The 13,703-nt window shown below is 71.3% G+C and carries 16 protein-coding genes; 1 reads left to right on the forward strand and 15 read right to left on the reverse strand.

Annotated elements, in window-relative coordinates; translation table 11 throughout:
• Positions 1-47: 47 nt before the first annotated feature.
• From E2B92_RS18140 to E2B92_RS18210, 15 genes are all read right to left on the reverse strand, one after another.
• A complete protein-coding gene (locus tag E2B92_RS18140) occupies positions 48-1,415 on the reverse strand; it encodes a DUF317 domain-containing protein (RefSeq protein ID WP_126883428.1) in 1,368 nt (455 codons plus the stop codon).
• A gap of 66 nt (positions 1,416-1,481) precedes the next feature.
• Positions 1,482-2,591: a DnaB-like helicase N-terminal domain-containing protein gene (locus E2B92_RS18145; protein ID WP_126883427.1), complete on the reverse strand. Its 1,110-nt coding sequence runs from the start codon at positions 2,589-2,591 to the stop codon at positions 1,482-1,484.
• On the reverse strand, positions 2,591-3,862 hold the full coding sequence (locus E2B92_RS18150; protein ID WP_126883426.1) for a DNA cytosine methyltransferase: 1,272 nt from the start codon (positions 3,860-3,862) through the stop codon (positions 2,591-2,593). The genes E2B92_RS18145 and E2B92_RS18150 overlap by 1 nt, the downstream gene beginning before the upstream one ends.
• A complete protein-coding gene (locus E2B92_RS18155; protein ID WP_185923495.1) occupies positions 3,859-4,722 on the reverse strand; it encodes a hypothetical protein in 864 nt (287 codons plus the stop codon). The genes E2B92_RS18150 and E2B92_RS18155 overlap by 4 nt, the downstream gene beginning before the upstream one ends.
• Before the next feature lie 92 nt (positions 4,723-4,814).
• The gene (locus E2B92_RS18160; protein ID WP_126883425.1) at positions 4,815-5,294 is read right to left on the reverse strand and encodes a hypothetical protein; all 480 of its coding nucleotides are present in this window, start codon (positions 5,292-5,294) and stop codon (positions 4,815-4,817) included.
• A gap of 55 nt (positions 5,295-5,349) precedes the next feature.
• Positions 5,350-5,922, reverse strand: a complete 573-nt coding sequence (locus E2B92_RS18165; RefSeq protein ID WP_185923490.1) for a hypothetical protein — start codon at positions 5,920-5,922, stop codon at positions 5,350-5,352.
• Positions 5,879-6,808 (reverse strand): alpha/beta fold hydrolase, encoded by a 930-nt coding sequence (locus E2B92_RS18170; protein WP_126883424.1) that lies wholly within the window; start codon positions 6,806-6,808, stop codon positions 5,879-5,881. Before E2B92_RS18170 ends, E2B92_RS18165 begins: the two co-directional genes overlap by 44 nt.
• On the reverse strand, positions 6,805-8,592 hold the full coding sequence (locus E2B92_RS18175; RefSeq protein WP_126883423.1) for a type IV secretory system conjugative DNA transfer family protein: 1,788 nt from the start codon (positions 8,590-8,592) through the stop codon (positions 6,805-6,807). The genes E2B92_RS18170 and E2B92_RS18175 overlap by 4 nt, the downstream gene beginning before the upstream one ends.
• A gap of 33 nt (positions 8,593-8,625) precedes the next feature.
• A complete protein-coding gene (locus tag E2B92_RS18180) occupies positions 8,626-9,399 on the reverse strand; it encodes a DUF317 domain-containing protein (RefSeq protein WP_126883422.1) in 774 nt (257 codons plus the stop codon).
• 2 nt (positions 9,400-9,401) lie between these two features.
• Positions 9,402-9,950 (reverse strand): hypothetical protein, encoded by a 549-nt coding sequence (locus E2B92_RS18185; RefSeq protein ID WP_235023869.1) that lies wholly within the window; start codon positions 9,948-9,950, stop codon positions 9,402-9,404.
• Between the two features lie 50 nt (positions 9,951-10,000).
• Complete coding sequence (locus E2B92_RS18190) at positions 10,001-10,840, reverse strand: DUF317 domain-containing protein (RefSeq protein ID WP_126883420.1); 840 nt, start codon at positions 10,838-10,840, stop codon at positions 10,001-10,003.
• Positions 10,831-11,187, reverse strand: coding sequence for a hypothetical protein (locus E2B92_RS18195; protein ID WP_126883419.1), 357 nt, complete (start codon positions 11,185-11,187; stop codon positions 10,831-10,833). Before E2B92_RS18195 ends, E2B92_RS18190 begins: the two co-directional genes overlap by 10 nt.
• A gap of 30 nt (positions 11,188-11,217) precedes the next feature.
• Positions 11,218-12,021 (reverse strand): DUF317 domain-containing protein, encoded by an 804-nt coding sequence (locus E2B92_RS18200; RefSeq protein ID WP_126883418.1) that lies wholly within the window; start codon positions 12,019-12,021, stop codon positions 11,218-11,220.
• Positions 12,018-12,401, reverse strand: coding sequence for a hypothetical protein (locus E2B92_RS18205; RefSeq protein ID WP_126883417.1), 384 nt, complete (start codon positions 12,399-12,401; stop codon positions 12,018-12,020). The genes E2B92_RS18200 and E2B92_RS18205 overlap by 4 nt, the downstream gene beginning before the upstream one ends.
• Positions 12,402-12,665: 264 nt before the next feature.
• Entirely contained in the window at positions 12,666-13,073 is a 408-nt protein-coding gene (locus tag E2B92_RS18210; protein WP_126888828.1) for a hypothetical protein, read from the reverse strand.
• A 256-nt stretch (positions 13,074-13,329) separates the two neighbouring features.
• On the opposite strand from E2B92_RS18210, the gene E2B92_RS32690 reads away from it, so the two are divergent.
• Entirely contained in the window at positions 13,330-13,695 is a 366-nt protein-coding gene (locus tag E2B92_RS32690) for a hypothetical protein (protein WP_160159760.1), read from the forward strand.
• Positions 13,696-13,703 lie beyond the last annotated feature (8 nt).

Here is a 13,703-nt window from a genome sequence, read left to right on the forward strand (position 1 = left end):
GGGCTGCCGTTGGGCGGCATCAGCGACATAAGCCGCTCGTGTCCGGTTCAGAGACTGCGGCTGATCGTGTGCCCGGTCGTTGGCGGGGAGATAGCTGGCGGCGCGGGTCGGAGTCGGACGCTGCGGGGGCGCCTTGCGGTATTAGTGCGCCGGGTGCCGGTTCCGTGGGCGAGGGTCTCGGAGAGGTCGGCCAGCAGCGAACTTGGGGTATCCGGGGACGCGGTGAGGGCCCAGGTGGGTCGGTCGGGACCTGGACCTGCCCAGACGGTCCAGGTGGCGAGGTTCTGGCTCGGGTGCTGGGCGGCGAAAGCGTCGAACCGGACCCCCGCGTCCCCGGCGGGGGACGTCCAGCCGATCCATCGCCTGTCCACAGTGTGCTTCCACCCGGCCTCGGACAGTGGCTGCGTGGCGGCGGCGACGGTCTTTTCGTCCACCAGGGCGCCGACGGCCGTGTCCCAGCCGTCGCCGTCTGCGAGGTGATCCAGCAGTTCCTGCAGCACTGGGGCCGGAGTGGCGGCGGTCGCGGTGAGGACCCACATGCGGTCGGAGACGGGCGTCTCGTACGCGGCTACGGTCCAGGCGGTCTCGCGGGGGTGGGCTTCGTGGACGCGCTCGATGCGCAGGGTCTGGGACTCGTGGATCGCGTGGGTCGTCTCGTCCGACCAGGTCCGCCACTTCTCCCACTCACCGTGGGCGGCGAGGAATGCCTCCAGCAGAGCATCGTGGTCGCCGGCATCAGCCGCGTACGCGGGGACCGTTTCCGGCGGGGGGTGTGGAGGTCCAGATTCGGCGGCGGGTGGGGACGTTTCCGCCTGGGCGGCGGCGCGCTCGGTGTCGGTCATGGGTGCCGGGCCTGGCCGCATGGCGGCGCCGTGGACCCTCTCGAAGGCGACCAGGGCTGCAGCGGGCGAGTCGAAGGTGTCGGCGACCTGCCGCAGATGGTTCTCGCCGTGGAGATAGACGCTCTTGCCGCTGCCGAGGTAGGTGCCGACCGCGACGGTGGTGTGGCCGTCCTCGGCGTGAGCGTGGATGAGGAGCTGGCCATGGCGTATGTCGTCATAGATCTTCTGGGCCGCGTCGGAGACCTCGAGGATTTCGCTGCGGGTGCACCAGGGCATTGGATAGTCGGCCCAGGTCCATTCCTCGGCCATGGCTTCCCGGAGCCGCGGGGTGATCTCGACGCTGACCCCGTCAGCGGCCAGTTGCTGGGCCGCCTTTTCGGCCCAGTAGGGCTCCTCGTGATCGATGCGGGCCAGGACCAGGGTGTTCTCGGCCACCACGGTCCAGTTGGCGGCCTCCAGGCCCACGTGGGGGATGTGGGCCTGGGAGCCGGTCAGGACGGCGGTCACGGCACTGGGGTGGGTGGGGTGGACGTCGAGGCGGACGTGCGCGTCGATGAACTGGGCGGTGGTCACGTGGGGGTGTCATCTCCTGTGCCGGGGGCCGGGCCTACGGGCCCGGCCACCGGCGTGTGCGGGGGGCTATCGGGTGGCGCGAGTGGTGCGGGCAGCCGTGGTGGTCGGGGGGCCCGCGCGGGTGGTAGGCGTGGGGCGTGGGCGCTGCGGAAGGATCCGTCCGGTGGCGTGCTGCCAGCGGGTGCGGATGGCGCCGAGGTCGGCGAGGGCCCGGCGGGCACCGACGACGAGCTGGAACGGTGTGTTCGCAGGGTCGCCGGCGTACGCCTCGATGCGGCGGCCGACGTGGTCGGCGGCGGCCAGGAGGGAGCGCTGCAAGGTGCGTTCGCCCCAGTGCTCGACGGAGCCGACCGGTCCGGCGAGAAGGCAGAGCACGTCGCCGGGTTCGCTGCCGTGCTCAAGAAGGCCGCGCTGTTGTGCTTCCCATAGGACGGTGACGGGGTCGATGGGCTCGTGGCGGCGTTCGAGGGTGGTGAGGCACTGCCACAGGCCGGCGTGCAGCGGCTGGGTGAAATCCTCGGGAAGCAGCCACCGTACGGACTCGATGCCCACGGGGTGGGCGGTGGCGGTAGCGAGCAGCAACCCCTCTTCCTCAGCGGCCTCGGCATAGTCGGGTGCGATGGCCGGCGGGGGTGGCGGGGTGCGGGGCAGGACGCCCGCGCGTGGCGGGAAGCGTGCTGCGATGTCGTCCACGACTGCGGCGAGCGCGTCGGCCTCGGCGAGCACCGTCTGGACGGGGTGAAGGAGGGAGGCGTCGTGGACGGTCTGGAGAAGGTGCTCGGCGGCGGCCCGCAGCCGGCGGCGGGCGTGTTCGGCCTCGACCATCCGAGCGTAGGCGGGTGCGTGGCGGGGCCAGGGGCAGACCTGGATGAGGGTGTGCAGATAGGACGCGGTCAGTCCGCGTGCCCGCTGCTGGCCCGCTGCGAGCACCTGGTTGAGCCACGTGGTGTTCTTCGCGTGCTCGGCCGGGTCGGGCGGCGGCAGGGTGCTGATCGCGGCGAACAGGGCGGCGTGCGCGGCGGTGGAGAACGAGTCGGCGGAGACCCCAGTCACGTCGCCGAGACGGTGCGGATCGAGAAGAAGCGCGCCGAGGAGGGCCTGCTCGACGTGGAACACCGGCTGCGGCGCCGGGATCGTGTCGAGGTCGTCCTCGTCGGGTTCGGGGCTGAGGGGCATCAGGCGGCCAGGGTGAAGTCGTTCGGGTCGAGGGTGACGCCGAGGTGCGGGGCGAGGAGGTGGCCGGCGAGCAGCGGCGGGACCGCGTTGCCGATCTGCGAGAACTGCTGGCCCTTGTTACCGGCCCACGGGTAGTCGCCGGGGAAGGTCTGCAGGAGGCCGGCCTCGCGAGCGGTGATCCGGATCGGCTCCGGTACTGCCGGCGCGTCCGTGTCCTTCGTCGGCGCCGAGAGCGGTGTGGCGACCCAGGTGCATTCGTTCGCACGGTGCCCGAAGAACAGCGTGCCCGCCGGCTCCTCGATGGACCGGACAGTGGCGTTGGCCTGGTTGTTGCTGCGCAGAGACCAGGACCAGCGATGCGCCTCGGCGGTGAACGTCGGCGCCGGGGCGGTGGCAGCACGGTTCTCACGGGTGCCGTGCCGCGCCGCCCACCCCGCGCCTTCGCGACGGGACTGCAGGACCACTCCGTCCGGTCGCGGCATCCAGGTTCCGCGGTCCCGGGCGTCGGAGAGCGTCTTGCGGGAGCCCGAGGGGAACGGTTCGGGCCCACCGCCGGGCCCGCCCCCGGCACAGACGGTGGGAACGGGCCGGTCGGTCGCACCCCACCCCAGAGCTTCGGCCATGCTCACCCAGCGGGCACGTCCCGGACCGAACAGCGAGTCGGGCTCGGCGACCCGGGCGTGCGTCGGCGTGGGAGGCTGTGCCGTACGGACTCGCGAGGCGAGCAGGATCGCCCGCTTGCGCGTCTGCGGAACGCCGAAGTCGGCCGCGTTGAGGATCCCGTACCAGACCGAGAAGCCCCAGCCGCGCAGGATCGCCGCGTACTGCTTCCACAGCGGCAGGACGTCCGGAACCTCCTCCATGGCGACCCACTCGGGCTCGCCGACCGTGTTCAGGGCGTGGAGGTAGCGCATCGGCTCGGCCGCGAGCAGGGAACGCTCGTCACGGCAGGCGGCGAGGAGGCGCTCGCGGGTGTCGCGTCCGGCGGCGAGGTCCTCGACCGCCGCATGCACCAGCGGCTGGTCCACCAGGCCAAGACGTTTGCCGGCCATGCTCCACGCCTGACACGGCGGAGAAGCGATCAGCCCGCGCGTCCGGCCGAGGAAGGGCCACGTCGGATACATCGCCACGTCGGTCCGGATCGTCAACTGCCCAGCGGCAGCACGGGTCCTGCACGCCCACTCGTCCCACTCCAGCCCCACGTCACGCACGCCGAAGACACCCAGTGCACTGCTCCAGCCGCCCGGCCCCGCGAAGAGGTCGAGTATCACGTGGCCAGCCCGAAGTCGTCCTGCGCCAGCGCGTCCGCATCCCCGCGGCACGCGCAGGGCGAGCAGCCGTCCGTGACACCCCGCTCCAACTCGTCCTCGTCGGCGAGCTCCTGCTGAAGGGCCGCCCACTCGGAGGCGGTGACGTGGTCGATCGGGGCCCGGCCGAGGGGGACGCGGGAGCGGTGCAGGAACGCCTCGCCCAGCAGCCGATTGCCGCTGGCGTTGGCGCGGGCATTGCCCTTTCGGATGGCAGCGTCGAATTCCACGACGTCCTCCCACTCGGCGGGGGAGTTGTCGCGGATGCGCCGCCACTGAGCATTGCCATGGAAAGGGCAGCCCAGGCATCTCGATTTCGGGGTTTCGGCCAGATCGAGAGAGGTGAGATAGCGAACGCAGTCGGAACGCGACCAGCCCATGTCGATCAGCGGATGTCGGTTCTGCATGTACTTCACGTCGGCGTCCTTGGCGCGGTGGAACTCGTCGGTGGATATGCCGATCCACTGCTCGACGAAAACGCCCTTTGGTACCCGAGTCGGATACGGGTAGCTGAGAAGATCGCGGATCTTCTTCTTGATGGGCTTCACCTTGTACTCCCCGGTGCACTGGCGCCGGGTCATCCCAGGACGCCCGTCCGTGTTGAGGATGTAGAGGGGCATGGAGGCGAAACGGTGATCCGGGTTCAGGGCGTCGTTGCGGATGTTTCCGGAGGAAACCCGGAGAACAGGTATACCGGCGGGCGTTGCTATTTCGCGTTCGAGGCGGTCGAGATGGTCATAGACGGATTTGGGCTCCCATCCGGTGTCGGCGAAGATCGCGTAGTCAATTTTCGGGAGGATGCCTTCGGCAGACAGGGCGAGCAGGGTGCTGGACTGGACGCCGGCACCGAGAGAAAGGGCGCGGAACTGGGGGGAAGGGTGAATGGGCAATCCTTGGGCGGAGCGTGGAGGCCGGGTCAGCGGGCGCGGGCTCGGGAGATGTCCGGTTGCGGGACGGGCAGGAGCGCGGGCACGAAGGAGCGCCGTGCGGCGAGGGCGGCGGTGGCCTCGCGGGCGCCGGTGACCGCAGCGGTGTAGTGGGGCAGGATGCGGTCGGTGATCCGCCAGGCGGCGCGGGCCGGATCGAGAGGGCCGGCGACGGTCGGCGGCGCGGGGATGCGGTCGGTGATGCCCTCGTGCAGCCCTTGGGGGATCACAGGGCAGACCAGGACCCGGCCTCGCCGGTGCTCGACGATGTACAGCTCCAGGTCGTCGTGCCGCCGCAGGGTGATTCCGTGGCTGCGGAAGGCGATGGCCGGCCTGGCGTCCAGCGGCGTCCACACGCGGTAAGTGTCAGCGAACTGGTCGGCGGCGCGGGTGTACTGGCGGTAGAGGGCCGTCCAGGTGCCGGGCAGACGGTCGGCGAGCTGGAGGGCGAACAGGTGGAAGGGGTGCAAGAAGTGTCTCGGCGGGAGAAGGTCAGCGTGTCCAGCTGGCGGCGTCGGGGCAGCGTCAACGCCGTACGCGGGGAGTGCGGGACGCTGAGGGGGCTGTGGTGGGGCCGGTCGCCCGCTGAACAGGCTTCGCTTGTTCTTGTATGGCGGCGAGGTCGCGGGTGATGCCGGTGGCGACGTAGTGGCACCCGATCGCGCTCAGGTCGAGCTGGTGGGCGGCATCGGCGAGGTGGCCGGTCATACGCGGTATGGCCTCGGCGTGGCGAGCGGTGCGTACCGCTTCGTCGTCTGCCGGGTAGCCGACGAACGGCGCGCCTTCGTACGGGTTGGCGTACAGCGCGCTGGCGAGGTCGTTGCCGGCCAGGGAGGAAGCGACCACGACCGAGGCCAGGCACTCCAGGCTGGCGCGGCTGCCGGCGATGTCGGCGTACGCGCCGCCGTCGAGCGCGCCCAGGCGTACGAGGGCGGTGGCCATCAGGTCCTGGACCTTGAGCAGGAGGGGGCTGATCCGGCGCAGCGCGTCGGTGCCGGGGGTGTAGGAGAGGTCCCGGACGCGTGCGTGCAGGGCCTCGAACTCGCCTGCCAGGTCACGGAGTTGTTCTGCCTGTTCTGCAAGGTTGAGCGAAGGCATGGGGCGGTGTGCTCCGGGAGATCGGGTTAGAGATGGAGGCGCAGCGGGAGATTCGGTCCGTGACCAGCTGGGCGTGACGCAGGGGCAATGCGTGGGTGGCGTCCGGGACGATCTCCAGCCGGGCGCCGGGCAGACAGGCGGCGAGACGACCGGTCCGCTCGGGCGGGATGTGGGCGTCGAGGCTTCCGGCCAGAAGGTGGACCCGCCCGCCGAGCTGCTGCAGCGAACCGGGGTCGGGCTGCTGATTGGCGAGGTCGTGCCACAGGGCAGCGAGGTCTCCGGTCGCCATGGTGTGCAGGCCCTGCCGGCACGGCAACGGCAATGCACCGGACGCCGACTGTGCGGGGGAGTGCAGGGCCCACCGGCTGGTGGTGGGAAGGCACCGCCGGACCGCGTCGAGCAGGTACGGCGCGTGCGTGCACGCGGACGCGAGAAGGTTGCGGCCCAGCGTGAGGAAGGACTGGGCCGGACCGGTGCCCGTGCGGGTGCTGATGCCGCCGTACGGGGGCGAGATCAGCACCAGCCCGCGGATCCGGGGCGCGAGGTGGGGGTGGCGCGCGACCAGGCGCATGAGCGTCATCGCTCCCATGGAGTGGCCGGCGAGCACGAGCGGGCCGCGTGGCGCTGTCGTCTCAAGAACCTGGGCGAGGTCGTCGGCCAGCTGGTCGAGGCTCAGGGCGGCGGTCCCGCGGGTGGAGTAGCCGTGCCCGCGCTGGTCGTAGCGCACGACGCCCATCCCTTCACGGAGCAGGAGCGGTACGTGCGAGCGCCACAGGGCAGCGGTGACCGAGAGCCCGTGCACCAGGACTGCCGTCACGGGTGCTTGTGCAGGATCGTCGATGTAGGTGGCGAGCCGGGCACCATCCGGGAGCCGTATCGATCTCATGCTGCGGTCCCGAAGTCGGTCTGCCGCGGTGCGTGCTTGGCGACGGCCCGCTTGGTGATGCCGTCGGAGGCCCGCTTCGAGGCGGCGGTCAGTTCGGCGGCGCCGGGCTCCAGGTACCACGGGCGCAGGTCGAGCATCGCCGCGCGCATACCGGTGGCGAAACACAGGGCAGTGCCCTTGGGCAGGGCGCGGATCGCGTCGGCCGGCAGGATCCGCTCCTGCCGCATCGACACGGAGGTCGACTTGCCGGACTCGGAATGTGAGGTGGACGTCGTCTCGACGTCATGGTCGCCGATCAGCCGCGACAGCTTGTCGGCGAAGTCCGGGTCGTCGATACCGGAGCCGATCACCTTCACGGTGGACGCTGACCACATGGCGTCCATGCCCGCGTCCCCCCAGACCTTCTGGCCCTGGCGGTAGGACTGCAGGATCGTGATCGGGATGATCCCGCGTGACCCGAGGTGCGAGTACAAGTCCGGAAGGTCCGAAATTTTGCACACGTTGGCGGCCTCGTCGAGGATCGCGAGCATCGGCGGGTCGAGCCGCCCGCCGGCGCGCTCGGCCTGCGCGGTCGCGGCGCGCATCACCGAGTCCGCGCACGCGGCGATCAGCGCTGCTGCACCGCCTCCGCCGTCCTTGCTCAAGAGGAAGAGCGTGTCGGTGGACGTGACGAACTCGGCCGGACGGAACTCGCGCACGTCCTTCTGCGGGGTGACCCAGGCGGCGATCTCGCTGTTCAGCAGCGCGGCGGCATACTGACGGGCGGTCTCGTAGATGCCATCGCGCGTCTCCGGCGGTCCCTCGACCGTCCCCTTGAGCTGGGCGGCGACGGCGGCGAAGTCGTGGTCGCGGAGGATGTCGAGCGGAGTGCGGTCGGCGGGGAAGGCCAGCCACTGCATGACGTCGGTGATCGGCCGCTCGTCGAGGGCAGCGGCCAGGAACAACTGGGACAGGATGTTGGATCCGGCCTTGGACCAGAAGTCCCCCTGCTGGCTCGCGTCCACCGAGGCGGCGAGGAAGTGGCCGGCCAACCGCCCGGCGCCGTCCAGGGTTTTGGCGTCCGCCAACGGGTTCCACCACATCTCGCGTGCTGCGTGCGCGATCTGCTGCGGATCCATCGACCACACCTGACCGACGCGTGCGCGGGCGTCGTAGGTGGCGGTGAATGCGTCACCCGCAGCCTTGTTCGAGGTCAGCAGAACCGGGCCGGGCGCGGCGAGTACGGAGGGGACCGCGAGCGAGGTGGTCTTACCCGAGCGCGGCGCCATGATGGCGACGGCCACATCCTCGTAGCCCATGCGCACCTCGTGCTTGGTGCCCTGCAGGTTGCCGAGCAGGATGCCGGTGTCGCGGGCCTCGATGTGCTTGGCGTCCTTCAGGCTCGGGCGCAGGGAGCGGGCCTTGGCGGTGATCGCCTTGGCCATCAGCGGTTCGATGTCCCGGGCCTTGGCCATGGCGGTGATCTTCTTCCGGCCCCCGCCGCGGCTCTTGTGCCGCGCCCACAGGACGCCGGTCACGGCGCCGAGGGCGAGCAGGGCTGCGATCGGGACGATCCGAGCGCCGACAAGCAGGGACGTTTCTCCGACCTGGGGCCAGAGCTGGTCAGGGTGGAGGAGGGCGGCGGTCGGCTGGTAGGGCGCCCAGTGGTCGGCGGTCAGCCATGCGGTGATGTTGCCGGACAGCCAGGCGAGATGGGACAGCGGGACGACGACGCCGAGCACTCCGAGGAGGAGGCGCAGGACGATGTCGTACCCGTCGGAGGAACGGTTGGAGGAGGGTGGCAAAGGGCTACGTGCTTCCGGGCGGGGACGAAGGGGTTAGCGGCTACGGGTGTTCTTGGCCGGTGACCGTCGAAGGGGACTCGGATTCGCCGGCGTGCTGGCGCGGCGGGCGGCGAGGGCGTGGACGCGTTCTTCCAGGGCGGAGGCGACCTGCGCGGCGGGGACTTCCCGCCGCGTGACGGTGATGAGATCCGGGTCCCGGGTGGGGAGGTTGACGACGGTGGCCGTACGCAGCACCGGGCTGGGGTCGGTCAGTGCTGCGGTGAACGCGGTGATCAGGTGGGGCGGCGTGTGCTCGCCGAATCGGGCCTGCCACAGAGGAGGGCCGGTGCGATCGAGGGCGGCTCCGACCCACCAGCAGCCGGTGGTCTCGTTGACCTCGACGCGGACCGTGCCGTCGGCCGAGGCGAGCCGGTTGTGGCTGTAGGCCGGTGACCAGCCGGATTTCTGGAGCGGTTCCAGCGGGTCCCAGCCGTCTGCAGGATCGGCGGCGGGACTGGTGAGGGTGTCGGTGAAAGCGGCGATGATTTCGACCGGGGTGCGGGCACCGAAGCTCGCGTACCAGGCGGGCCGGTCCGGCTGCTGGGCGTGATGGAGCGTCCACCACTGGCCGTCCGGGTCGGGCTCGAGCCGGAGGAGGGCCCTCTGGTCGGGGCTGGAGAGGATGACGCGCGGCATCAGGGGGTCGTGGCCGTAGCTCCAGCCGCAGGCCCGATGGAGAGGGACGGTGATCCAGGAGGGATCTCCGCCTCCGGACAGGTGGCGCGGGGCGACGAAGTCGACATCGACGATCTCGGGGGGCTTCGGCATGGTCACCTCCGCACCGTGCTGGCCCGGCCGGACGCGGGGACCGTGGTCGCGGTCGGTGGCGGGGCCAGGGTCGAGGGGGCGTGGCGGGCAGCTGTGTTGATGTCGAGGACGGCCTGGCCGTGGGAGGCCCAGTCGTCGAGGTAGCTCCAGGTTTCGGCGTGGTACTCGGCGAGGGCGTCGTCGTACGCCGGGTTTCCGGGGCAGGCGTCGGTAGCGAGGCTGTCGCGCGTCTGCCGCCATTCCTCTTGCAGTACATCCAGGCGGTCGAGCGCATCCTGCAGGACGCCCAGCTGCCATACCCAGCGGCTCTGTACCGCGTGGGAGGGGAGTTGGGCGAGCTGCGTCTCGGCGGTGGCCAGCAGGTGGCGGGCGCCGGCGTGGACGGTTTCGAATGCGGCGCTGGTGTCGGCGTCGCGCTGGCTCTGGCGGAGGCCGTAGGCGTTGTCGTCGTACGGCCAGCCGTCGAGGCCGGTGTGCTCGTCGGAGTACGCGTCCCAGGCGTCGAGGATCTTCTTGCTGTCGCGGATGAAGGCGTTGAGGTGACGCAGCACCTTGCGATGTGCGGCGGGGTCGAGGGGAATGGTGGGGTGTCCTATCGGGATCAGCGGCGAGCGGTGGAACGGGTGGTGTTTTCCTTCGCCGGGGGCGTCACGGCCTTTGGCCGGCGCCGCATGCCGCGGGTCTGCCTGCGGATGCCGGCGAGTCGGGCGGCGTGGGCCTCGACGACCTGCTCCGGGGTGAGCGGGCTCGGCTTCTGCACGGCGCCGTGGGCGGTGCGGTCGTACATGCCGCGCTGGAGCGGGGTGCGGTCAGCGAGCGTGGTGATGAAGGCGGTCACGAGGTGCTCCGGTGTGTTGCCGTCGAACCAGGCGTGCCAGATCCGGGGGCTCGCAGCGGAGGGTCCGGGTTGGTCCTGGACCTCGATGTGCCAGGACGTACGGTCTGGTTCGCGCCATGGCACGGTGCCGTCACCCTTCTCGGGCCGGCGCTCCACCCTGCACCCCGGTGGATCGGAGACGGCGGCCCCGCGGCCGTCGATGAGCCAGCCGGCAGCTTCCAGCGACGGCAGGGGGTTGCCCGGCTCGGCGGGTGCAGGTGTGACGAGGGCGTCGGTGAGGCCGGCGAGGACCTCGGCGGGGACGAGTTCGCCGAACTCGGCGTACCAGCCCGGTTCGCTGCCGGTGGGCTCGGCCCGCAGCCGCCACCATGCGGAGGTGGCGGACTGCGGGTCGAACTGCAGGCTGTGGCGGTGATCGGGGCTGCGCAGGACGATCTCGGCGCTGAGCGGGTCGGAGGTGGGTCTCCATCCGGCGGCGGCCAGGCCGTGGGTGACGTGGCGGGCGTCTCCGGGGCCGGCGAGGTGGCGGGGGCTGGTGTCGAACGGGATCCGCCAGGCGTGCTTGTCGGCGAAGGCGGCGAGCTGCCGTTCGCTCAGCGGCACGAGCCGCACTCCGGCTCGGTGGCGACGGCGCTGCCGTACAGGCCCCGGAGGCCGTCCAGGATGTAGTGGAGGGTGTGCTGGTCTGCCTGCTCCCATGCGGCGGTGCGCAGGTCCGTGACCAGGAGGCCGACCTCAACGGTGCGCGGGGTGTCCGGATGGTCCTGCACGGCGCGGGCGAGGGCGCGCAAGGTGTCGGCGAGCTGGACGGGCAGGCCGGTGTACTCATCGAGCAGAGGCTCGACGAGGGCGAGCGCCTCTTCGGGGTCGGGGCTCTCACGCAGGTAGTCGGTAAGAAGGGACAGGGTCTCGGTCGCCGTGCGGATCGTGTCCGGGGTGAGTGCGGGCATCAAGCTCCTCGGTTCGTGGGGTGTGGGTGATCAGCGGTAGGTGCGGGCGCCACCAGCGTTGGCGTGGGGGCGGGCGGTGGTGCGGGGCCGGCTGCTCCGGGCGGCGTTGCGAGCCCAGGTGGCGGCGCGGGCGGCGGTGATCCGGGCCTGCTGCCAGGCGCTGAGCTGGGAGGGCAGGACGGACACGGACGTGGTGCGGATCTGGGCGCTGTGTGGAACCCGGCCGAGCGGGCGCATCACGGGTTCGGGGCTGGCGAGCGCGGTCGAGAAGGCTTCCACCAGGTGCATCGGGGTGCTGGGGGCGAACTGGGCTGTCCAGCCGTTGCCTTGCTTGTCCTTCGACCCGGACCACCACATCGCCTCGCCGTCGGGGCCTTGGTGGAACTGCATCCAGGCGCTGCCGTCGGGGCTGGTCGCGGTCACGTGCTCGGCGTTGGGCGGACGGTCCCACCCCTGTTCGCGCAAAGGTGCCCACACGTTGGGGGCGTGCGCGGAGCGGGGGCGGGTGAGGGCGTCGGTGAGACCGGCGACGATCTCTACCGGTGTTTGCCGCCCGAGGACTGCCCACCACTGTTCTTGGTGGCCGCTCGCGGCACCGCGGATGGTCCACCCGCCGGGCAGTACGAAGGGGTCGTAGGTGATACGGACCGCGCGGTCCGGGCTTTCCATGGCGAGAGGGCCGCCGGCCTTGGACTTGTCCCGCCAACCCGAAGCGCGCAGGAACTCGGAGACGTGCCGGAGGTCACCGCCGCCAGCGAGGGCGCGGGGCTCGACGAGGTAGTGCTGCTGAGCCTGCTCGCCCGCCCCCCAGCCCTGCCACTGCTTTCTTTTCACCGGCGCCGCCGGACGACGAGTGGAGCAGGGGCCGGCGGCTTCGCCGGTGCGGTCTCAGGCCGGTTGCCGATGTGCTGGAGGATCTCTCGGTGTTCGTCCAGGTCCCCGCCGATGGCGTCGAGCTCGTTCGTGGCCCGCCCCAGGGCGAGCCACACCTCGGCGGGCAGGGCGCCGCGCTCGGCCTGGACCTTGGCGAACGTGCTGCTGACGGAGACGAGGTGGGTGACGCCGGCGAGGACGCCGTCCGCAGGGTCGACAACGCGTGCGATGACCTGCGTTGCTTCATGCGGGGGGAGTATCGCGAGGTGGTCGCCGAGATGGCCGAGCTGGCGGGCGATCTCGTCGGCCAGCCGCACCGGGGACGGGTTGGAGTGGGGCATGCTCCTCCAGGACGGGGGTTGGTATCAGTGGCGGTGGCCGATCCGCCGGGCTTCGCCGAGGACGGTCTCGGGGCGGGCAGGTGTCGGCGGGGTGGGGCGGTGGGGGCTGGTGGTGATGCAGGCGCGTAGGTACCGGCGGAACAGGGCGGTGGCGAGGCGGTGGCTGATCGGCGGGGGCTTGCGGGGTGTTACGGGGTTCTCCGATAAGGCTGTCGGTGCGCGGCGGGCGGCCCCGAGCAGGGAGCCGGGGCCGCCCGACGGGCGTTATGGGGTACGCCGGGACGGTGTGGGGCGCGAGGCGGAGGCAGCCCGTGGCGGCTGCTGTTTGACGGGGCGCGGCTTGTTGGCGCGGACTTCCCGCGCGGCCTGCTGGTAGGCGGTTTCGTCGAGCAGGTCGGGGTCGATGTTGACCTTGTATCCGGCCATCAGCAGCGTCGGGATCGCCCGGCTCGCCAGGTGCTTCTGCTCCTCGGCACCGAGGTGCTCGGGCACGGCGTGCCAGATGTACAGGGGGGTGCCGACGGGGTACTCGTGGCGTTCCATCCCGAGCTGTTCCAGCAGGTCGTGGAGCTTGGCCGGGGCGCCGGTGGGAGTGGCGGCGTGGATGGTAGTGGTCAACGCTTTGACGTAGATCTCGACGTCGGTGCCGTAATCATCGGCACGATTGCCCATGGGCGGTTCTCCAGTTCAGCGGCGTCGGGGTGCGGGGGCGGACGGCTGCCGCGCGGGGCTCGGCGGCGGGGTTGTGGCTGTCGACCGCTCGGGAGCCCGCGCGGCGTGATTGCGGGCGGCGAGGATCCGGTGGGCGGCGCGCGACAGCGCGTTGGCCGTATTGCCGAGGTCGGCAACGGGGTCGGGGTCGGGGTCTGCGCTCTCGGCGTCGGGGGCAGGGGACAAGGCGATCCAGGCCCTGACGACAACGTCCCGGGTGAGCGGCAGCAGGGCCGCTGGCCGGCCCGGCGATCTCGGTCAGGACCTCGGCGACCTCGGTGCTGCTCTCGGTGCGGGAGGCCCGCTCGGCGAGCTGGGCGAGGTAGCGCAGAGCCGCGTCGCGTTCGCCGTTCGGCGCGGTCAGCGCGTTCAGGGCGGGGTCAAGGTGGACGCTGTGACCGGCGCAGAGCAGGGCATGCGATGCCGCGGTGGCCTTCAGGCGCTGCTGCTCGATCGGGAGGCCGTGGGGAAGACGGTGGTAGTCCCCTCGCGGACCGGGAGCGGTCAGGAAGCCACCGGTGCGCTGGAGGATGTCCGCCGCCCGCTCGGTCCCGCCGATCGCGACGACCAGCCCGGTGCGTGAATCCTTGG

The sequence above is a fragment of the Streptomyces sp. WAC05374 genome (genome assembly GCF_004353505.1).
Classification (GTDB): Bacteria; Actinomycetota; Actinomycetes; order Streptomycetales; family Streptomycetaceae; genus Streptomyces.